A 20,236-nucleotide genomic window follows, 5' to 3' on the forward strand; every position below is an offset into this window, starting at 1 on the left:
AATGAAAAGAAACAAGAAGGACCGCCAGCGTTTATTAATCGAAACAATTAAGGGGAATCCTTTTGTCACAGATGAGGAGCTGGCTGAGAAATTTTCCGTAAGTGTCCAGACAATCCGGCTTGACCGCCTTGAATTGTCAATCCCTGAGCTCCGTGAAAGGATTAAGAATGTGGCGGAGAAGAAATTCAGTGATGAGATAAGGGCACTGCCGCTTGATGAAGTAATCGGAGAAGTGATTGATATTAACTTGGATGAAAATGCAATTTCCATCCTCGACATAACGAAGGAACATGTTTTTAAAAGAAATGGCATAGCGAGGGGCCATCATCTTTTTGCTCAAGCCAATTCACTCGCCGTGGCTGTTATCAATGATGAACTGGCATTGACGGCAAAGGCTACTATTTTATTTACACGTTCTGTTAAGGAAAATGAAAGAGTAGTGGCGAAAGCCAAAGTGGCTGAAATCGATCATGCCCATGACCGCACAATTGTTGAGGTCAGCAGCTACGTGGATAAGGAATTAGTTTTTAAAGGCGAATTTGAAATGTTTCGCTCATAGGAGTTGGAGGATAGAAATATGAAGATAGCCATTGATGCAATGGGCGGAGACCGCGCACCCAAGGAGCAGGTTTTGGGTGCTATGAAGGCGGTAGCGGCTTTCCCGGATGTTGAAGTCATCCTGTTTGGCAAGGAAAAGGAAATCAAGGAACATCTAGCTGATACAGAAAGAATTTCGATTGTACATACAGATGAAAAAATTTTAGGTACTGACGAGCCTGTCCGTGCAGTAAGACGCAAGAAACAGGCTTCGATGGTTCTGGCTGCACAGCAAGTGGCAGACGGCAAGGCAGATGCCTGCATCTCTTCAGGAAATACAGGAGCTTTAATGGCAGCTGGGCTGTTTGTCGTCGGACGAATGGAAGGAATCGATCGGCCGGCGCTTTCTCCTACTCTGCCCACAATTGACGGCAGGGGATTTGTTTTGCTGGATGTCGGAGCGAATGCAGATGCCAAGCCAGAACATTTACTCCAATACGCAATCATGGGATCGGTCTATGCTGAAAAAGTGAGAGGGATTTCTGCTCCAAGAGTAGGCCTGCTGAATATTGGAACCGAAGAGAGCAAGGGAAATGAATTGACTAAACAGGCATTTGCCCTTTTGCAGCAATCTGAGGCTATTCGATTCATCGGCAATGTTGAGGCAAGGGATCTTTTGGAAGGGCCTGCCGATGTCATCGTGACCGACGGTTTTACAGGAAATATGGTCTTAAAGACGATTGAAGGGACAGCTATGGGGGTCTTCAGTATGTTAAAGTCCGCTCTGCTCAGTAACATGAAAAGCAAACTGGCGGCCGGCTTACTTAAACCTGAGCTGAAAGGAATCAAAAATCAGCTGGACTATTCTGAATACGGCGGTGCAGCCCTTTTTGGTTTGAAAGCTCCTGTGATTAAAGCACATGGCTCTTCTGATGCCAATGCAATCTATAATGCCATTCGCCAGACGAGGGACATGGTTTCTCATGAGGTAGTGCCTACAATTGCGGATACAGTAGGGAAATGAATTCAAATAGGGGGAAAAGCTAAATGGGTAAAATTGCTTTTGTGTTTCCTGGACAGGGATCACAGACGGTCGGTATGGGCCGCGACTTATATGATCAAAATGAACAAGGAAAGCAGCTATTCGATAAAGCCGATCAAAAATTGGGTTATTCTCTGACTGAGCTGATGTTCACCGGACCTCAGGAGGAGCTTACTGCTACATACAATGCACAGCCAGCTTTGCTGACCGTCAGTTACGGTCTTTTTCAGTCGCTGGATGCAGCGGGGATAAAAGCGGATTATACAGCCGGCCACAGTCTTGGTGAATACTCAGCTCTTGCTGCTTCTGGAGCGATAGCGTTTGAGGATGCTGTCTATGCCGTACATAAACGAGGGAAATTCATGGAGGCAGCTGTGCCGGACCGTCAGGGATCAATGGCGGCTATTTTAGGCATGGATCGATCTGAACTGAGCGAAATCGCTGCTGAGGTAACGGAAACTGGAGAGTCTGTACAGCTTGCAAACATAAATTGTCCTGGACAAGTTGTTATCTCTGGTACCAGAGACGGCGTTCAGGCTGCCAGTGCCAAAGCGAAGGAAAAAGGAGCGAAACGTGCGCTTCCGCTTGATGTCAGCGGTCCTTTCCATTCTTCTCTTATGAAGCCTGCTGCGGAGAAGCTTCAGGCGGTGCTTAATGAGATTGCGATTAATAAGGCCGCGGTTCCGGTTATTTCAAATGTTACGGCAGAACCGGTAACCGATCCAGAAGAGATCAAGACAAAACTAATCGAACAACTGTATTCTCCGGTATTATGGGAAGACAGTGTCAAAAAATTGCAGGCTCTTGGCGTAGACACTTTTATCGAGATTGGTCCAGGGAAAGTATTGAGCGGATTGATTCGTAAAATTGACAGGTCGCTTACTGCGATTTCTATTTCTGATATGGCAAGCCTGGAACAGGCAGTGGCAGCACTGAAGGAGGGAAAATAATGAGTCTTACTGGCAAAAAGGCCCTCGTGACTGGGGCATCAAGAGGCATTGGCCGTGAAATAGCCCTTTATCTTGCGAGTCAGGGAGCGGACATTGCTGTGAACTATTCAGGCAGTGAAGCTCATGCTCATGAGGTTGTGAATCAAATCAAAGAGATGGGCCGGGAAGCGTTTGCTGTTCAGTGCAATGTGGCGGACAGTGATGCGGTTGCCGAAATGACAAAAAAAGTGATTGAGGAGTTCGGACAGCTGGACATTTTAGTAAATAATGCCGGAATCACAAGAGACAATCTCTTAATGAGAATGAAGGAAACAGAATGGGACGATGTCATCGACATTAATCTTAAAGGTGTTTTCCTTTGCACTAAAGCAGTGACCAGACAGATGATGAAACAAAGAAGCGGCCGTATTATTAATATTGCTTCGATTGTCGGTGTCAGCGGAAATCCAGGGCAGGCTAATTATGTAGCTGCCAAAGCTGGGGTTATTGGACTGACAAAATCAACAGCTAAAGAACTTGCTTCCAGAGGAATAACGGTTAATGCTGTAGCTCCGGGATTTATCACGACAGATATGACGGATAAATTGACTGATGACATCCAGCAGGCGATGCTCGGACAAATTCCTCTGTCTCGTTTTGGAAGCCCTAAGGAAGTGGCATCAGTGGTTGGCTTCCTTGCATCAGATGCCAGCGCCTATATGACAGGTCAAACTCTCCATGTAGACGGCGGAATGGTTATGTAATCTCCTGTTACTTAGGAGATTTTTAAAAAAGACACTTTAATTCTTATTTTTGCTTTTAATATTGGGATAAAGTATCTTATAATGGCTTGAGGGGAGGTGAATACAGTGGCAGACGTTTTAGAAAGAGTAACAAAAATCGTAGTGGACCGTTTGAATGTAGAAGAGTCCGAAGTGAAACTTGAGGCTTCATTCAAAGAGGACCTTGGTGCCGATTCCCTAGATGTTGTGGAATTAGTAATGGAACTTGAAGATGAGTTCGATATGGAGATTTCCGATGATGATGCTGAAAAGATCGTCACAGTTGGAGATGCTGTGAATTACATAAATAGCGTTATGTAATTAAAAATGTACTGGGAAAAGCTCCGTTATTTGAACGGAGCTTTCTCTTATGCCTGAATTTAGGTATGATAGAATGTAGGACACTGGCAAATCTTCGCTAATGTTTGGAATGAAAATACAAGAAAAATGGTTAAGTGCCGTTTTGGAGGTTTTTAACATGCGGAGGAACGGAAATTATCGTAGACCACCAATGAATGAAATGAAATTTAAAGAATTACAAGAACAGCTTAATATTCAATTTACAAATGAAAAATTACTGAAGCAGGCTTTTACACATTCATCCTATGTGAATGAGCATCGCCGCAAGCCGTATGAAGATAATGAAAGGCTTGAATTCTTGGGTGACGCTGTCCTGGAGCTGACTGTCTCCAGATACTTGTTTGAAAAATACCCCATGATGAGCGAAGGAGAATTGACAAAATTAAGGGCAGCCATCGTTTGTGAACCTTCATTAGTGGAGTTCGCCAATAAAGAATCATTCGGCAAATATGTTCTTCTGGGAAAAGGAGAAGAAATGACAGGCGGCAGAGAAAGACCTGCCATGCTTGCGGATGTTTTTGAGGCTTTCATTGGGTCGCTTTATTTGGATCAGGGGCTCGAAAAAGTGATTCAATTTCTAACAAAGACAGTATTCCCTAAGATTGACGAGGGTGCTTTTTCTCATGTGATGGATTTTAAAAGCCAGCTTCAGGAGTTAATTCAGCGGTCTGGCAACGGACAGCTCCAATATAAGATTCAGGAGGAAAGAGGTCCGGCTCACAACCGTGAATTTGTTTCAGCCGTCTTATTAAATGGAGAGATGCTCGGAGAGGGAGCAGGAAAATCTAAAAAAGAGGCAGAGCAGCATGCTGCCGCCAGCGCACTTAAAGCATTAAAAGAAAAGAAAACAACATGAATGCTGGGTAAGAAAGGAGGAAAATGATGTTCCTCAAACGTTTGGATGTACTAGGGTTCAAGTCTTTTGCAGAAAGGATTTCGATTGATTTTGTACCGGGCGTAACAGCTGTTGTCGGGCCGAATGGCAGCGGGAAAAGCAATGTAACAGATGCTATACGGTGGGTATTAGGTGAACAATCGGCAAAATCTCTTCGCGGTTCAAAGATGGAAGATATCATTTTTGCCGGAAGCGATTCTAGGAAATCCTTAAATTTTGCTGAAGTTTCACTGACTCTTGACAATGAGACGAATTCACTTCCGATCGACTATCATGAGGTGAGTGTTACAAGAAGGGTATACCGTTCAGGTGAAAGTGAATTTTTTATTAACAAACAGGCTTGCAGGCTTAAGGATATCATTGATCTATTTATGGATTCGGGTCTGGGACGTGAGGCCTTTTCTATCATAAGCCAAGGGAAGGTCGAAGAAATTTTAAGTAATAAAGCAGAAGAACGACGGGTGATATTTGAAGAAGCAGCCGGGGTGTTAAAATACAAAACAAGAAAAAAGAAGGCTGAATCCAAGCTTTCCGAAACACAAGAAAACTTGAATCGTGTCAATGACATCCTCTATGAATTGGAAGGTCAAGTGGAGCCTTTAAAAATACAAGCATCACTTGCACGTGAATTCCTTGAAAAAAAAGAGGAATTGGAAAAAGCAGAAGTAGCACTTACTGTCTATGAGATTGAAGATCTTCATCGGAAATGGGAAAAACTGTCGCATGAATTAGAGAGACACCAGGCTGATGAAGAAAAAATGGCCCAATCGATTGCCAAGAAGCAATCAGACCTTGATGAAATTCGAGTGAATATTAGAGAACTGGATACTTCTATAAGCGGTCTCCAAGACGACTTGTTATCAGCAAGTGAAGAATTGGAAAAACTGGAAGGCCGTAAAGAAGTGTTAAAGGAAAGAAAGAAAAACGCTTCTCAAAATAAGCAGCAGCTGGAAAAAGGAATTCAGGAAAGCGCAGCTGAAGTTAACCGTCTTTCTGCTGAAAAGCAAGCCGAAGAAAGACGCCTTGCTGAAACAGAAGCAGAAGTAAAACAGCTTCAGCAGTTGCTGAATGACAAGCAGAAGATGCTGAATCATTTTAACGGCGATATCGAATCAGCCATTGAACTGCATAAAAGCGATTATATTGAATGGCTGAACAAGCAGGCCACAGCAAAAAATGAAAAGCAGTACTTACTTCAGCAAATTGGGCAGCAGGAGCAGAGAAATGCGCGCCTAGATGAAGAAAATCAGAAATATGTGAGTGAAAGAGAAGCCATTCAAGCGAGAAAACAGGAGTTCCAGGCATTGCTGGAAAAGAACCGTCTTCAGCTGTCTGAGCAAATTGCCGCTTTCAGAGTTCAGCAAAAGAAACTCGAGGAAGACAAGGAACAGTATCAAAATCAAGAGACCATGCTTTACAAGGCTTATCAGTTCCTTCAGCAGGCTAAGTCCCGCAAAGAAATGCTGGAGGAAATGGAAGAGGACTATTCTGGATTTTTCCAAGGGGTCAAAGAAATATTAAAATCAAGAAACACTTTGTCTGGCATTGAGGGTGCTGTAGCCGAATTAATTAAAGTGCCAAAGGAATACGAAACGGCCATTGAAACAGCTCTTGGCGGAGCCACCCAGCATATTGTTGTCGAGAGGGAAGAGCATGCAAGACAGGCAATCACTTTCCTTAAGAAGAATCGCCACGGACGTGCAACCTTCCTTCCGTTAAGCGTAATAAAGCCGCGGGAAATATCACATTCCCAACTCCAAACGTTAAGGAACCATTCTGCCTTTATCGGGACTGGTGCCGAATTAATTAAGTATGAACCGAAGTTTTCGTCCATTGCCGGCAATTTACTGGGCAATGTGATCATCACCACTGATTTAGCAGGCGCAAACGATTTGGCGAAGCTTGTTCAGCATCGCTATCGTTTTGTTACGCTTGATGGAGATATTGTAAATCCCGGCGGTTCTATGACCGGAGGTGCCATCAAGCAAAAATCTTCATCGCTTCTTTCGCGGAAATCAGAACTGGATGATTTGAAACGAAAGTTAGCAGAAATGGAAGAAAAGACAGCCCGCTTGGAAAAACGAGTTAAACAGCTGAAAAACACTCTGGCTGTGCAGGAAGCTGAGCTGGAACATTCCAAAACAGCAGGTGAATCCCTAAGACAGGAAGAACAGAGGCTGAATGCGGAACTCCGCGATATCGAGCTTCAGGAAAAGAATATTAATGACCGGCTCCACCTCTATGATTTGGATAAAAATCAAATTTTGGAGGAACAGCAGCAAAAGAATGCCCGGCTTAATGAATTGGCAGAGCTTATTGCTTCCTGTGAAAAGGAAATTTCGATGATTGACAAATTAGTGGCAGAGCTGACTGAGCAAAAGCAAAACCAGCAGTCTTCTAAAGACAGTCTCTTAGAAGAAACGAGCGAGCTGAAGGTATCACTCGCTTCTAAACGCCAAGAATTTCTTTATCAAAAAGAAACGGTTCAAAGGATTGGAAAAGACCTTGCTTTAGAAGAACAAAAAGTTAAAGAATATCAGGAAGATCTTTCACTTTTGACAAACGAAATGAGCAGCAGTTCCAGCGGAGAAGAGATGCTGGAGGATGCAGCCAGACAAAAACTTACCGTAAAGAACCAAGCGTTGGAAACGATAGCGGCTGAGAAAAAGCAAAAAGAAGATTTGCAGAGACGCTTGGAAACCTTTGAATCTTCTTTGAAAGAAGAAAATCGGATTTACAAAGGCCTGGCTGAGGTTGTCAAGGATGAGGAAGTGAAACTCAACCGTCTTGATGTTGAACTGGAAAACCGTCTTGAACATCTAAGAATGGAATATGTTTTATCATTTGAAGAAGCCAAAGAAAAGTATCCGATGACGATGGAGTATGATGAAGCGAAGAAAAAGGTAAAGCTGATTAAACTCGGTATAGAAGAATTAGGCAATGTTAACCTGGGGGCAATTGATGAGTATGAGAGGGTCTCTGAAAGATATGATTTCCTTCTGAATCAGAAGGAGGATCTTCAGCAGGCAAAAGATACTTTATTCCAGGTTATTGAAGAAATGGACAGTGAAATGAAGCGGAGATTTAAGGATACATTCTATGCAATCAGAGAACAGTTCGAAAAGGTTTTTCAGGAGTTATTCGGAGGGGGCAGAGCTGAACTGAAGCTGACAGATCCTGATGATTTGTTAAATACAGGTGTTGACATTATCGCTCAGCCTCCGGGAAAGAAACTTCAGAACCTAAGTCTGCTCTCGGGCGGAGAACGTTCCCTTACGGCCATAGCTTTGCTGTTTTCTATTTTGAAGATCCGGCCTGTTCCTTTCTGCGTACTGGATGAAGTTGAAGCGGCGCTTGATGAAGCGAATGTCTACCGTTTCAGCCAATTCTTGAAGAGGTTCAGTGCGGATACTCAATTTATCGTTATCACTCATCGAAAAGGAACAATGGAAGAAGCGGATGTATTATACGGAATCACTATGCAGGAATCCGGTGTATCAAAGCTGGTATCGGTTAGGCTTGAAGAAACGGAAGAGTTTGCAGAAGTGTAAACATTATAGATGGAAGGAAGTGGGATAATGGGGTTTTTTAAAAAACTGAAAGAAAAATTTACAAACCAAGGTGAAGAGTCAATTGGTGAGAAGTTTAAGCAAGGTTTAACCAAAACAAGGGATTCTTTTACCGGAAGAATGAATGATCTTGTAGCCCGGTACAGAAAAGTGGATGAGGAGTTCTTTGAAGAGCTAGAGGAAATCCTAATTCAGGCAGATGTAGGATTTGAGACGGTTATGGAATTAATTGACGAGCTGAAGCAGGAAGTAAAACGCCGCAATATTTCAGATACCAAAGAGGTGCAGGCTGTTATATCTGAAAAACTAGTGGATATTTATAAAGGGGATGGCGAGGCATCTCCAGCGTTAAATATCCAGGCTGACGGGCTGACAGTCATTCTGTTCGTCGGCGTGAACGGTGTCGGCAAAACAACGACGATCGGCAAACTCGCCCACAAGTTTAAAGAAGAAGGGAAATCGGTAGTCCTTGCAGCTGGAGATACGTTCCGTGCAGGAGCAATCGAACAGCTTGAAGTATGGGGAGAACGTGTCGGTGTAGATGTTATTAAGCAGGCAGAAGGCTCGGATCCAGCTGCTGTCATGTTTGATGCCCTGCAGGCCGCCAAAGCGAGAAAATCGGATATCTTAATTTGTGATACAGCCGGCCGTCTCCAAAATAAAGTGAATTTGATGAAAGAGCTGGAGAAAGTAAAGCGCGTCATTGAAAGAGAGATCCCTGGCGCCCCGCATGAAGTCCTGCTTGCGTTGGATGCGACGACAGGCCAAAATGCGCTTATTCAGGCTAAAACGTTCAAGGAAGCAACCAATGTAACAGGCATTGTCCTTACAAAGCTGGACGGTACTGCAAAAGGCGGGATTGTTCTGGCCATCAAAAATGAACTTGATATCCCGGTTAAATTCGTCGGTCTTGGCGAAAAGATGGATGATCTTCAAGAGTTTGATGCTGAGAAATATGTGTATGGCCTGTTTGCGGACAGCCTTGAAACAGAGGAAACAGAATAACCCGATTAAAGCTGCCGGTGCCTAGATTTTACTATCTTCCGGCGGTTTTTTTGAATGAATCATCCAAGGGAATCAGCCGAAGAAGGAAAACGCTAAATAGTGGTAAGGAGTTTGCCTTGACATTGCATAGGCGGGATTGTATACTAAAAACTTGTAAAGGGTTTTCACTTAACAGCAGGGAGGGTTATTAAATGCTCGAAAAGACAACGCGCATCAATTATCTTTATGATTTTTATCAATCGTTGTTAACTGAGAAGCAAAAGAGCTATATGTCCCTCTACTATCTGGATGATTACTCTCTTGGTGAGATTGCCGAAGAATATGAAGTAAGCAGGCAGGCAGTCTATGACAATATAAAAAGAACAGAAGCGATGCTGGAGGAATATGAAGCGAAGCTGTTGTTATTTCAAAAATTTCAAGAGCGAACCAAATGGATTGCCGAGACAAAGAAACTTATTGAACAAGATCATTTTTCTTCTGAGGATCTTTTGGAAGCAATCAAAATTCTCGAGAAGCTGGATTAGGAGGCTCAAATATGGCATTTGAAGGTTTGGCCGACCGATTGCAAAGCACGATGCAGAAAATCCGCGGAAAAGGGAAAGTCAACGAAGCGGATGTTAAAGAAATGATGCGCGAAGTCCGTTTGGCGCTTCTTGAAGCGGATGTTAACTTCAAAGTCGTCAAAGAATTCGTCAAGCGGGTCAGTGAACGTGCGGTAGGGCAGGAAGTGCTCAAAAGCTTAACTCCCGGCCAGCAAGTCATTAAAGTAGTAAAAGAAGAACTGACCGAGCTAATGGGCGGAGAACAGAGCAAAATTGCCGTCGCTTCCCGTCCTCCGACTGTTGTTATGATGGTCGGTCTGCAGGGTGCCGGTAAAACAACTACAACTGGTAAACTTGCCAATCTTCTAAGAAAAAAATATAACCGCAAGCCTTTGCTGGTGGCGGCAGATATTTACCGTCCTGCAGCAATCAAACAGCTTGAAACACTTGGCAAACAGCTGAGTATGCCTGTTTTTTCACTGGGAGATCAGGTCAGTCCTGTTGAAATCGCTAAGCAGGCCATTGAAAAGGCAAAAGAAGAACATCATGATTATGTTCTGATTGATACAGCCGGCCGCCTGCATATTGATGAAAATCTGATGGGTGAACTGCAGGAAATTAAAGAACTGGCTAATCCTGCTGAAATTTTACTCGTGGTCGATGCTATGACCGGTCAGGATGCTGTGAATGTTGCGCAAAGCTTTAATGAACAGCTGGGCCTGACAGGAGTAGTGCTGACCAAACTGGATGGGGATACCCGAGGCGGAGCAGCGCTTTCCATTCGTTCTGTCACCAGCACACCGATTAAATTTGTCGGTATGGGAGAAAAATTAGATGCACTTGAGGCTTTTCATCCTGAAAGAATGGCATCAAGAATCCTGGGCATGGGTGATGTACTTTCTTTAATTGAGAAGGCGCAGGCCAATGTGGATGAAGAAAAGGCGAAGCAGCTGGAGCAGAAAATGCGGACGGCTACTTTCACCTTGGATGATTTCCTGGAGCAGCTTGGCCAGGTCCGCAATATGGGACCGCTGGATGATTTGCTGAAGATGATTCCCGGAGCTAATAAAATCAAGGGAATGGATAATCTTCAGATTGATGAAAAGCAAATTGGCCATGTGGAAGCGATCATACGGTCTATGACCGCAAAAGAAAAAGAACAGCCTGAAGTCATCAATGCTTCCCGAAGAAAACGAATTGCAAAAGGCAGCGGAAGAACAATCCAGGAAGTAAACCGGCTGCTCAAGCAATTTGAAGAGATGAAAAAGATGATGAAACAGGTAACAAGTATGCAAAAAGGTAAGAAAAAAGGCTTTAAATTTCCTTTTATGTAATCAAATTTCAGGTAATAAAGCCACGTATCACAAGGTTTTTTAAACTGTTAAGAAAAAAACCTTTACAAACCAACCATACATTTGATATTATACTATCTTGTGTGAAACTATTCGGAGGTGCTTATTTAAAATGGCAGTAAAAATTCGCTTAAAACGTATGGGAGCTAAGAAAACTCCTTTCTATCGTATTGTAGTTGCAGATTCTCGTTCACCACGTGACGGACGTTACATTGAAGTGGTTGGAACTTATAACCCGGTTGCAGAACCAGCAAAAGTTGAAATCAACGAAGAGCTTGCTCTTAAATGGCTGCAAGATGGAGCAAAACCATCTGATACAGTCCGCAACTTGTTCTCTAAAGAAGGCATCATGGAAAAATTCCACGTTGCTAAAAACAGCAAGTAATCGATTCAGATGAAAGAACTGATCGAAACAATTGTTTCGCCCCTTGTTGAATATCCTGAAGAGGTCCATGTGTCCTCAAGGGAAGAAAGTGATCGTATCACTTATATCCTTTCTGTTCATAAGAAGGATATGGGAAAGGTCATTGGAAAGCAAGGGCGGGTTGCCAAAGCGATTCGGACTGTAGTAAATGCAGCAGCATCAACTCAGCAAAAGAAAATCATTTTGGAAATATCCGAATGAGGAGGGGCTTCCCCTCCTTTTTATTTATATTCAGAACCTGCACTGTCCTCTGTATTACGTTTCTAAAATCCCCTGATATGCTTCACCTGTCGAAACTGACGGCCAGCCTAAATGATATAAACGGGCTTCAATCATCACCATCAGTGCTTGTTTTAGCATTCCTTTTTAGGCGCATTATTCTGTAAGATACGCTATACTTAGAGAATAAGGCAATTTAGGTAAGAAATAATAAATGATATACATAACGTTACTGTCTAACCATGGAGAGAAGGAGGTGCTGGTATGAAAATTCTCCAGAATATAATTGTTGCTCAGGTCTTAACAGAGTCCAGCAAGAATCAGCTCCTGATAAAGTACAAGTCGAAACGGCTTCAGCTTCAAAAAGAGAGCGAGCAGCTTAGATTTGAACTCAAGAAGCTGGAAAAAACGAGGAATGTTTCTCCTGCCAGCTTAAAAATGCACTTTGAGAAAGAAATAAACAGCAGGCTTGAAAAGATAAAGCTTCTGGACTTTCAGATGGAACAGCTGGAAATTTTGCCTATAGGCAGTGAGTTGAAGGAACGTGAAATGCAAAGCATCGTGGAAGTGGAAGTTGGAGCAGATTGGGAAGAACTTATTTCGACTAAGACCATCTTAATAAAGGATGGCATTGTCGCAGAAATTCGCTAGAGGTGACATAATGGAAAAATGGTTTAATGTAGGGAAAATTGTAAATACTCATGGGATCAAAGGTGAAGTCCGGGTCATATCGAGAACGGATTTTGCGGAAGACCGCTACCGAATAGGCAATACACTTTATCTATTCCGTGAGAATGAAAAAGAGCCTCTGGCTTTAAAGATTAAAACGCATCGTACACATAAGAATTTTAACCTTTTATCTTTTGAGGGGTTGGACAATGTCAATCAAGTAGAAGCTTTTCGAGACGGAATCCTTAAGGTTTCTTCCGACCAGCTGAGCAAACTCGATGAAGGAGAGTTTTATTTCCATGAGATTATAGGCTGTATCGTATATACAGACACAGGAGATGAGATTGGCAAAATCACAGAGGTGCTTACACCCGGAGCAAATGATGTGTGGGTGGTAAAACCGGCCAAGGGCAAGGATGTATTGATCCCGTATATCGATCAGATTGTTAAAGAAGTAAATATAGAAGCAAAGAAAGTCATCATTACACCTATGGAAGGACTGCTGGATTGATGAAGATTGATGTATTATCTCTTTTTCCAGAGATGTTTGAAGGGGTGCTCGGTTCCTCAATATTGAAAAAGGCACAGGAAAAAGGTGCCGTTCATTATAAAGTCACTAATTTTAGAGATTATGCTGATAATAAGCATCAAACTGTGGATGACTATCCATACGGGGGAGGAGCAGGCATGGTTTTGAAGCCTCAGCCCATTTTTGATGCAGTAGAGTCATTGACAGGACAGGCTGATAAGAAGCCTCGTGTAGTCCTTCTCTGCCCTCAGGGTGAACGGTATACCCAGAAGAAGGCAGAAGAGCTGGCTCAAGAAGACCATTTAGTTTTTATCTGCGGCCATTATGAAGGATATGATGAACGAATCCGGGAACATTTAGTGACTGATGAGATTTCTATAGGGGATTATGTATTGACTGGGGGAGAACTGGGAGCAATGGTGATCATCGACAGTGTGGTGAGGCTTCTTCCAGGCGTGCTGGGCAATGAGGATTCACCGATTATGGATTCACATTCGTCAGGGCTTCTTGAGCATCCGCATTATACAAGGCCGGCAGATTTCCGCGGCATGAAGGTGCCGGATGCCCTGCTTTCCGGAAATCATAAGCGAATTGATGAATGGCGTATGAAGGAATCTCTCCGCAGAACTTGGCACAGAAGACCGGATATGCTGAAAAACTATTCAATCGATGAGGCGGAAGCAAAGTTATTGGAAGAAATCAAAAAAGAACAGTAGGATCCTGTTGCAACAAGGATTGCTGTATGGTATGATAAATCTTGTGCTTGGCAAAATGCCGGGCCTTATAACGATGTTCCGCTGCAAACAAAATGCTTTGCAAGAGCGTCCAGGAGGAGTTGGAAAACAATGCAAAAACTTATTCAAGAAATTACACAAGAACAGCTTCGCACAGACCTTCCAGATTTTCGTCCGGGAGATACTGTACGTGTACACGTAAAAGTTGTTGAGGGCACTCGCGAGCGTATTCAGTTGTTCGAAGGTGTTGTTATCAAACGCCGCGGCGGCGGAATCAGCGAAACTTTCACTGTCCGTAAGATCTCTTACGGTGTAGGAGTAGAAAGAGCTTTCCCTGTCCACACACCAAAAATCGCAAAATTAGAAGTAGTTCGTTACGGTAAAGTACGTCGTGCGAAACTTTACTACCTACGTGAACTTCGTGGTAAAAAAGCGCGTATTAAAGAAATTCGCCGCTAATTTTCCGCTTTCCGGCGGGCTTGCCATGAACAAGCGAATAGAAACAGTATGTGAAGGAAGGGAGCTTGTTCAGCAGGCTCCCTTTTTTTACGCCATTCTTCTGACCAAAACGTCTTCTGTCTAAAAATGTTTTGGATAAACTGCTGATCCGTCTGACTTCCTCGCCTTACCCTCAAAAAAATGGTAAAATGACAGGATGAGGATATGATCTTAAAGGGATGATGGAATGTCAAAGAAACGAAAAGTGATACGAGAATGGATAAAAGCCGCGGCAGTTGCCATACTTGTGGTTGGATTCATCCGCTTCTTCCTCCTTACCCCGATTTTTGTTGACGGCTATTCCATGATGCCGACATTAAAAGACAATGAAAGACTGCTCGTGAATAAGGTATCCTATGTTTTTAAGGAGCCGAAACGATTCGATATCATTGTTTTCCGGGATGAGGAAGGCAGGGAATATATTAAGCGAATCATCGGGCTTCCGGGCGATACTGTAGAATATAGAGATGATATTCTATATATTAACGGGAAACCATATAAAGAGAAATATTTAAAAAAATATAAACAACAATTGATTGATGGAGGTCCTTTGACGGAGCCGTTCACGTTATCAGATAGTATCGGGAGAAAAACGGTTCCGGAAAATCATCTCTTTGTCCTTGGAGATAATCGCCGCTACAGCAAAGACAGCAGGCATATTGGCGTGATTTCTTATGACAGGGTCCTTGGAAAGGCAAGTTTGGTCTTCTCGCCTGTTAAGGATACCCGATTCGTCAAATGAACGAAAGAGGCAGGCTTTAAAGCCCTGTCTTTCGGAAAGGTGGATTTCATTGACTATTCAATGGTTCCCGGGCCATATGGCCAAAGCAAGACGGGAAGTAACAGAAAAATTAAAGCTTATCGATATCATTTTTGAACTGGTGGATGCGCGGATTCCGGCTTCTTCAAGGAATCCGATGATAGATGAGATCATTCAGCATAAACCAAGGATTATTTTATTAAATAAAGCCGATATGGCAGATCCCATTAAAACGAAGCAATGGCTGGAGTACTATAAAAATCAAGGAGTTAAAGCTGTTGCTATCAATTCTCAGGCAGGAAACGGACTTAACCAAATTACGGCTGCAGCCAAGGAATTGCTGAAAGAAAAGTTTGATAGGATGAAAGCGAAGGGAATCAAGCCAAGGGCAATCCGTGCCATGATTGTTGGGATTCCAAACGTGGGAAAATCAACTCTCATTAACCGGCTTGCGAAAAAAAATATCGCGAAAACCGGCAATACGCCTGGAGTAACAAAAGCACAGCAATGGATTAAAGTAGGAAAAGAAATGGAACTGCTTGATACTCCGGGAATCCTTTGGCCAAAATTTGAAGATCAGGAAGTAGGCCTTAAATTAGCTTTAACAGGAGCGATCAAAGATACGATATTGAATCTTCATGAAGTATCACTGTATGGGCTGCGTTTCCTGGAGAAGGAATATTCGGACAGGCTTAAGTCACGGTACAGTCTGACAGAGATCCCGGAAGAAACCGTTGAACTATTTGATGCAGTCGGCAAATTCAGAGGGTGTTTGGCCAGCCGCGGAATGGTGGACTATGACAAGACAGCTGAACTTGTCGTCAGGGAAATCCGTTCTGAAAAAATGGGGCCGCTCACTTTTGAAATGCCGGCTGCCCCTGAGGAAACAGAGAAGGAAATGTAATAAGGTCGACAGCGGGGAGGTCACGGAGCTGCCCCGCTGTTTTTATGTTGAAAAAACAAAGACGGGCTTTTAACAGTTTCTGCTTCATACCGATAAATAAAGTATAGGTGATAAACATTGATTAACAAGCTAAGTATTAAAGAAATTTCAAGGGTTTTAAAATCTGTTCAGGATCCGTTTGATCCGTTTTTGATTCAATGCAGCGAGGATGGACGCAAAGGAGTCCAAGATCTGGCGGATAAATGGAAGCGGCATTATGAGAGAAGGCAGAAAGTACTTCAAGAGTTTGAAAGAATGTCTTCTTTTGAAAAGGAACTGAAACAAAAAGGATTTACATTCATAGCTGGTATTGATGAAGTGGGGAGGGGCCCCTTAGCCGGCCCGGTAGTCGCAAGTGCAGTCATTCTTCCCGATGGGTTTCTTTTACCTGGGTTAAACGATTCGAAAAAGGTCCCTGAGAAAACAAGAGAGAGATTTTACGAGACCATTATGAAGGAAGCTGTAAGCGTGGGGACAGGAATCATACATAGCGATGAAATTGACGAGATTAATATTTACCAGGCTGCGAAAAAGGCGATGCTGCAGGCGGTGTCCAAGCTATCCATAATGCCTGACCACCTGCTCATTGATGCTATGGAACTGGACCTTTCAATTCCCCAGCTCTCGATTATTAAAGGGGATTCAAAAAGCATTTCCATATCCGCTGCTTCTATTGTGGCAAAGGTGACGAGGGATAGAATAATGCGGGAATATGCAGAACAGCATCCACACTATCATTTTGAGCAAAATATGGGATATGGCACGCCTGCCCATCTGGAGGCTTTAGACTTGTTTGGCTTAACTCCCTGGCACAGAAAAAGTTTTTCACCTGTAAAGGAAAGACTTTTGCCTTCAAAATAAATGAAAGGGGGAAGAATAGTGGATTTTACAGGTATCCGTGATTTATTCAAAGTGGGAGAGGTTCAGCTGCGATCTGCTGCTGAACCGTTAAAAAGCGGGCATATTATTGCAGGTAAGATTCAAAAGCTTTTCCCCCGTCAGACAGCAGAGGTAATCTTAGGAGGACGGACAGTGATTGCGAAATTGGAAGCCCCTCTGGAAGCTGGTAAACGATATTTGCTGCAGGTGCAGCCCGTACAGGATGGAAAACTGGTTTTAAAGGTAATTGCTCCTGCTTTAGAAAAGGGCCGGCAAATGACTGGTACGTCCTCTCAAGTACTTACCCACATGGGAATCCCTCAAACTCAGCACTCAAAAGATTTAGCCGGCCTCATGCTGAAAAACGGCTGGCCAATCGAGCAGGCAGATTTTGAAAAGTCACTTCAATGGCTGGAATCTGCTAAAAATCCCAATATAGCCCTCGAAAGTATAAGACATATGCACAGTAAGGGACTTCCATTTGCAGATGATGTATTTTATGCCATGCAAGAGCAAGCTAAAGGCGATTCTCTTCATCAGCTCTTGTCAGGACTGTTACATTTGCTGAAAGAAGAAGGAAATGTAACCAATACTGCAAAAGAGCTGAAACCTCTTCTGGAGAATATGGTCCTTTCGAAACGAGAGGGACTGCAGGGGACAGGTGTACAAAAATTAATCGAACATTGGCTTTCTAAAGATATACCAAGAGAAGAGAGAGCTGCAGCCTTCAGCTTGCTGCAGAAGGCTGGGTTTATTCAGGCAGGACATACAGAAAAAAGTTTTTTAACTGACGTATTATCCGTTGCCGGAAACATCAAACAGGCTGAGAGCAAGGCAGAGGGTGAAGCGCTCAGGGTGCTGCAGACAATCTCTGCCCTTCAGCAGCAAGCAGACAGTGGAAGAAATGCAGTGCTAAAGGGCATTCTTTCTCGTATTCCGGATCTGAATATTGGTGAAAAAAATGGAACACCAACAGAACTGGCTATGCAATGGCTGCAAAACAAGGCGGAAAACAATAAAGGAGAATTTATCACAAGACTCCTCACTCGCCTTGTAGGTGGCCAGCATGCGCCGTCTTCTAATGAAGCTTCGGCAGAATGGCTGCTCGCAGCCGGAAAGAATCATTCAGGATTGACACCGCTTGAACAGCGAGTGCTTTCTAATGTGGAAACAAATACACTCAGAGGAGAAACCGAGCAGAATTTCAGTATGCATTTGAAAAAGCTCATAAGCCTTCTGGGTCTTCAGCTGGAAAATTCACTTTCTAAATATCATTCAGGACAGGGGAATACAGAGCCGGAGATGATGCTAAAACCGTTATTGCTGAAGCTGCTTGCTGAAAGTCAGCCTGAACCTATTAAGGAAGCTGCGGGACAGCTTGTCCAAAAACTTACGGCACAGCAATTATCCTTCCGGGAAACCGGTCCTCTTCAGCAATTTCAAGTTACAGTCCCGTTAATATTAAAGGATTGGAAAACCGATCTAACAATGGAGTGGAGCGGGAGAAAAAAAGAGGATGGTTCAATAGATCCGGAATTTTGCCGGATTATATTTTACCTGAATCTTGAGCAATTGGCTGAAACGGTTATTGATGTGCAAATCCAGGGCGAGGTGATTACGATGACAATTGCCAATCAAATGGGCGAACAAATGGACAGGTTTGCAGCCGGCCATGTAGAAACGATGAGGGAAAGCCTCGATAGACTGGGATACCGTCTTTCTGGGATTGTGTTTAAACAGAGCGGACAGGATGGAACAGCAGGAATGAAGAAAAGCGGGTCTGCTGCTCCTAAAGAAATATATGACAGGCTGGATATACGAATATGAGAGAGGAAAAAAGGAAGCAGGCTGTCGCGCTTAAATATCACCCAGTCTCGTCTCAGGTACCGACAGTGACAGCCAAGGGAAGAGGCAAAGTGGCAGAAAATATTTTATCGGCAGCCAGAGAACATGCTATTCCTGTCCAGAGTGACCCAAGCCTGCTTGAACTATTAAGCAAGCTTGACGTGAATGAATCGATTCCTGAGGAGCTTTATGGACCTGTAGCGGAAGTGTTTGCTTTTATTTACAAATTGGATAGAGATATAGCAAAAAATAAATAAGCGGACTTTTCTCAGAAGGTATGGTCAAGGGACCATGCCTTTTTGATATAGGGAAATATTAACTTACTCTGAATCAATACATAAAAATGACTTGTTAATTCTTTAAAAAATATGAAGAATAAATGGAAATCAATCGATTTAAGTAGGGAATAAATGAAAAAATATATTGTGAGAAATATATTATTATAATAAATTTTGAAAAAACGAAAGAAAAAAATGCATGAAGGAGAAATATGTTGTAATATGGTAGAGAAAACATGCTTAACTTCAGTTTGTTTTTTAGTAGATAAGGAGGATGTAAAATGAATATCCACGAGTATCAGGGGAAAGAAATTTTACGGCAATACGGGGTATCGGTTCCAGACGGTCAAGTGGCCTATACAGTGGAAGAAGCTGTAGAAGCAGCCAAATCACTTGGAACTGAGGTAACAGTCGTCAAAGCTCAGATTCATGCTGGAGGCCGAGGCAAAGCGGGCGGTGTTAAGGTTGCTAAGAATCTTGATGAAGTTCGTACATATGCAGAAGAAATCCTGGGCAAAACGCTTATTACCCATCAAACGGGTCCTTTGGGCAAGGAAGTTAAGCGTTTACTTATTGAAGAAGGCTGCGATATCAAGAAAGAGTATTATGTGGGTCTGGTACTTGACAGGGCAACAGACGGGGTAGTTCTGATGGCATCTGAAGAGGGCGGCACAGAAATTGAAGAAGTTGCCGAAAAGACTCCTGAGAAAATTTTCAAGGAATATATAGATCCGGTGGTTGGTCTGTCTGCCTATCAGGCAAGAAGAATTGCATTTAATATTAATATACCTACCGCACTGGTGAATAAAGCTGTTAAATTTATGACAGGATTATATACCGCTTTTATTGAAAAGGACTGTTCGATTGCGGAAATCAATCCGTTGGTTGTAACGGGTGCCGGAGATGTGATGGCACTTGATGCAAAATTGAACTTTGATGATAATGCATTATATCGACATAAGGACATAGTTGATTTTCGTGATTTTGATGAAGAAGATCCAAAAGAAATTGAAGCGTCTAAATATGACTTAAGCTATATTTCTCTCGACGGGAACATTGGCTGCATGGTAAATGGCGCAGGCTTGGCAATGGCAACTATGGACATTATCAAACATTATAATGGCGATCCTGCTAACTTCCTTGATGTTGGGGGCGGTGCTACAGAAGAAAAGGTTAAGGAAGCCTTTAAGATCATCCTTTCCGATCAAAATGTTAAGGGGATTTTCGTTAACATTTTTGGAGGAATCATGAAGTGCGATATTATTGCCACAGGGGTAGTGGGTGCTGCAAGAGAATTAGGTCTGGATGTTCCATTGGTCGTACGGTTAGAAGGGACAAATGTCGACCTTGGAAAACAGATATTAAAAGAATCTGGGCTAAATATTACGGCTGCTGAATCTATGGCAGACGGGGCAGAAAAAATCGTAGCATTAGTAGGATAAAGC

At 43.0% G+C, this 20,236-nt stretch carries 22 protein-coding genes; all 22 read left to right on the plus strand.

Annotated elements, in window-relative coordinates; translation table 11 throughout:
* Position 1 precedes the first annotated feature (1 nt).
* The 22 genes from fapR (at position 2) to sucC (ending at position 20,233) form a co-directional block, all read left to right on the plus strand.
* Positions 2-559, plus strand: a complete 558-nt coding sequence (gene fapR / locus BQ4305_RS19470; RefSeq protein WP_110929382.1) for a transcription factor FapR — start codon at positions 2-4, stop codon at positions 557-559.
* 18 nt (positions 560-577) lie between these two features.
* Entirely contained in the window at positions 578-1,561 is a 984-nt protein-coding gene (plsX, locus tag BQ4305_RS19475; RefSeq protein ID WP_110929383.1) for a phosphate acyltransferase PlsX, read from the plus strand.
* Between the two features lie 23 nt (positions 1,562-1,584).
* Positions 1,585-2,529, plus strand: a complete 945-nt coding sequence (fabD, locus tag BQ4305_RS19480) for an ACP S-malonyltransferase (RefSeq protein ID WP_110929384.1) — start codon at positions 1,585-1,587, stop codon at positions 2,527-2,529.
* Positions 2,529-3,272, plus strand: a complete 744-nt coding sequence (gene fabG / locus BQ4305_RS19485) for a 3-oxoacyl-[acyl-carrier-protein] reductase (RefSeq protein WP_110929385.1) — start codon at positions 2,529-2,531, stop codon at positions 3,270-3,272. Before fabD ends, fabG begins: the two co-directional genes overlap by 1 nt.
* Positions 3,273-3,377: 105 nt before the next feature.
* On the plus strand, positions 3,378-3,611 hold the full coding sequence (gene acpP, locus BQ4305_RS19490; protein WP_110929386.1) for an acyl carrier protein: 234 nt from the start codon (positions 3,378-3,380) through the stop codon (positions 3,609-3,611).
* Between the two features lie 157 nt (positions 3,612-3,768).
* Complete coding sequence (rnc, locus tag BQ4305_RS19495; protein WP_110929387.1) at positions 3,769-4,506, plus strand: ribonuclease III; 738 nt, start codon at positions 3,769-3,771, stop codon at positions 4,504-4,506.
* Between the two features lie 26 nt (positions 4,507-4,532).
* Positions 4,533-8,096, plus strand: coding sequence for a chromosome segregation protein SMC (gene smc / locus BQ4305_RS19500; RefSeq protein ID WP_110929388.1), 3,564 nt, complete (start codon positions 4,533-4,535; stop codon positions 8,094-8,096).
* A gap of 27 nt (positions 8,097-8,123) precedes the next feature.
* Complete coding sequence (gene ftsY, locus BQ4305_RS19505; RefSeq protein ID WP_110929389.1) at positions 8,124-9,119, plus strand: signal recognition particle-docking protein FtsY; 996 nt, start codon at positions 8,124-8,126, stop codon at positions 9,117-9,119.
* A 191-nt stretch (positions 9,120-9,310) separates the two neighbouring features.
* Complete coding sequence (locus BQ4305_RS19510; protein ID WP_110929390.1) at positions 9,311-9,643, plus strand: putative DNA-binding protein; 333 nt, start codon at positions 9,311-9,313, stop codon at positions 9,641-9,643.
* 11 nt (positions 9,644-9,654) lie between these two features.
* On the plus strand, positions 9,655-10,995 hold the full coding sequence (gene ffh / locus BQ4305_RS19515; protein WP_110929391.1) for a signal recognition particle protein: 1,341 nt from the start codon (positions 9,655-9,657) through the stop codon (positions 10,993-10,995).
* 130 nt (positions 10,996-11,125) lie between these two features.
* A complete protein-coding gene (gene rpsP / locus BQ4305_RS19520; protein ID WP_110929392.1) occupies positions 11,126-11,398 on the plus strand; it encodes a 30S ribosomal protein S16 in 273 nt (90 codons plus the stop codon).
* Between the two features lie 9 nt (positions 11,399-11,407).
* Positions 11,408-11,638 carry a KH domain-containing protein gene (locus BQ4305_RS19525; protein WP_110929393.1) on the plus strand — a complete coding sequence of 77 codons (231 nt, stop codon included), beginning with the start codon at positions 11,408-11,410 and terminating at the stop codon, positions 11,636-11,638.
* 282 nt (positions 11,639-11,920) lie between these two features.
* A complete protein-coding gene (locus tag BQ4305_RS19530; RefSeq protein WP_110929394.1) occupies positions 11,921-12,307 on the plus strand; it encodes a YlqD family protein in 387 nt (128 codons plus the stop codon).
* 10 nt (positions 12,308-12,317) lie between these two features.
* Entirely contained in the window at positions 12,318-12,836 is a 519-nt protein-coding gene (gene rimM / locus BQ4305_RS19535; RefSeq protein WP_110929395.1) for a ribosome maturation factor RimM, read from the plus strand.
* Positions 12,836-13,570: a tRNA (guanosine(37)-N1)-methyltransferase TrmD gene (gene trmD / locus BQ4305_RS19540; protein ID WP_110929703.1), complete on the plus strand. Its 735-nt coding sequence runs from the start codon at positions 12,836-12,838 to the stop codon at positions 13,568-13,570. Before rimM ends, trmD begins: the two co-directional genes overlap by 1 nt.
* Positions 13,571-13,699: 129 nt before the next feature.
* Positions 13,700-14,047: a 50S ribosomal protein L19 gene (rplS, locus tag BQ4305_RS19545; RefSeq protein WP_110929396.1), complete on the plus strand. Its 348-nt coding sequence runs from the start codon at positions 13,700-13,702 to the stop codon at positions 14,045-14,047.
* A gap of 226 nt (positions 14,048-14,273) precedes the next feature.
* Entirely contained in the window at positions 14,274-14,828 is a 555-nt protein-coding gene (gene lepB, locus BQ4305_RS19550) for a signal peptidase I (protein WP_110929397.1), read from the plus strand.
* 49 nt (positions 14,829-14,877) lie between these two features.
* Entirely contained in the window at positions 14,878-15,750 is an 873-nt protein-coding gene (ylqF, locus tag BQ4305_RS19555; RefSeq protein ID WP_110929398.1) for a ribosome biogenesis GTPase YlqF, read from the plus strand.
* 120 nt (positions 15,751-15,870) lie between these two features.
* Positions 15,871-16,650, plus strand: coding sequence for a ribonuclease HII (locus BQ4305_RS19560; protein WP_110929704.1), 780 nt, complete (start codon positions 15,871-15,873; stop codon positions 16,648-16,650).
* An 18-nt stretch (positions 16,651-16,668) separates the two neighbouring features.
* Positions 16,669-18,495, plus strand: coding sequence for a hypothetical protein (locus BQ4305_RS19565; protein WP_110929399.1), 1,827 nt, complete (start codon positions 16,669-16,671; stop codon positions 18,493-18,495).
* Positions 18,492-18,770, plus strand: coding sequence for an EscU/YscU/HrcU family type III secretion system export apparatus switch protein (locus tag BQ4305_RS19570; RefSeq protein WP_110929400.1), 279 nt, complete (start codon positions 18,492-18,494; stop codon positions 18,768-18,770). Before BQ4305_RS19565 ends, BQ4305_RS19570 begins: the two co-directional genes overlap by 4 nt.
* Positions 18,771-19,072: 302 nt before the next feature.
* Complete coding sequence (gene sucC / locus BQ4305_RS19575; RefSeq protein ID WP_110929401.1) at positions 19,073-20,233, plus strand: ADP-forming succinate--CoA ligase subunit beta; 1,161 nt, start codon at positions 19,073-19,075, stop codon at positions 20,231-20,233.
* The last annotated feature ends 3 nt before the right edge of the window (positions 20,234-20,236 follow it).

This window comes from Bacillus massiliglaciei (genome assembly GCF_900098925.1).
Lineage (GTDB): Bacteria > Bacillota > Bacilli > Bacillales > DSM-1321 > Peribacillus > Peribacillus massiliglaciei.

What these genes read in the sequence shown, in the direction of transcription:
- fapR (WP_110929382.1), top strand. Translation starts at nt 2, where the DNA reads ATGAAAAGAAACAAGAAGGACCGCCAGCGTTTATTAATCGAAACAATT.
- plsX (WP_110929383.1), top strand. Translation starts at nt 578, where the DNA reads ATGAAGATAGCCATTGATGCAATGGGCGGAGACCGCGCACCCAAGGAG.
- fabD (WP_110929384.1), top strand. Translation starts at nt 1,585, where the DNA reads ATGGGTAAAATTGCTTTTGTGTTTCCTGGACAGGGATCACAGACGGTC.
- fabG (WP_110929385.1), top strand. Translation starts at nt 2,529, where the DNA reads ATGAGTCTTACTGGCAAAAAGGCCCTCGTGACTGGGGCATCAAGAGGC.
- rnc (WP_110929387.1), top strand. Translation starts at nt 3,769, where the DNA reads ATGCGGAGGAACGGAAATTATCGTAGACCACCAATGAATGAAATGAAA.
- smc (WP_110929388.1), top strand. Translation starts at nt 4,533, where the DNA reads ATGTTCCTCAAACGTTTGGATGTACTAGGGTTCAAGTCTTTTGCAGAA.
- ftsY (WP_110929389.1), top strand. Translation starts at nt 8,124, where the DNA reads ATGGGGTTTTTTAAAAAACTGAAAGAAAAATTTACAAACCAAGGTGAA.
- BQ4305_RS19510 (WP_110929390.1), top strand. Translation starts at nt 9,311, where the DNA reads ATGCTCGAAAAGACAACGCGCATCAATTATCTTTATGATTTTTATCAA.
- ffh (WP_110929391.1), top strand. Translation starts at nt 9,655, where the DNA reads ATGGCATTTGAAGGTTTGGCCGACCGATTGCAAAGCACGATGCAGAAA.
- rpsP (WP_110929392.1), top strand. Translation starts at nt 11,126, where the DNA reads ATGGCAGTAAAAATTCGCTTAAAACGTATGGGAGCTAAGAAAACTCCT.
- BQ4305_RS19525 (WP_110929393.1), top strand. Translation starts at nt 11,408, where the DNA reads ATGAAAGAACTGATCGAAACAATTGTTTCGCCCCTTGTTGAATATCCT.
- BQ4305_RS19530 (WP_110929394.1), top strand. Translation starts at nt 11,921, where the DNA reads ATGAAAATTCTCCAGAATATAATTGTTGCTCAGGTCTTAACAGAGTCC.
- rimM (WP_110929395.1), top strand. Translation starts at nt 12,318, where the DNA reads ATGGAAAAATGGTTTAATGTAGGGAAAATTGTAAATACTCATGGGATC.
- trmD (WP_110929703.1), top strand. Translation starts at nt 12,836, where the DNA reads ATGAAGATTGATGTATTATCTCTTTTTCCAGAGATGTTTGAAGGGGTG.
- rplS (WP_110929396.1), top strand. Translation starts at nt 13,700, where the DNA reads ATGCAAAAACTTATTCAAGAAATTACACAAGAACAGCTTCGCACAGAC.
- lepB (WP_110929397.1), top strand. Translation starts at nt 14,274, where the DNA reads ATGTCAAAGAAACGAAAAGTGATACGAGAATGGATAAAAGCCGCGGCA.
- BQ4305_RS19570 (WP_110929400.1), top strand. Translation starts at nt 18,492, where the DNA reads ATGAGAGAGGAAAAAAGGAAGCAGGCTGTCGCGCTTAAATATCACCCA.
- sucC (WP_110929401.1), top strand. Translation starts at nt 19,073, where the DNA reads ATGAATATCCACGAGTATCAGGGGAAAGAAATTTTACGGCAATACGGG.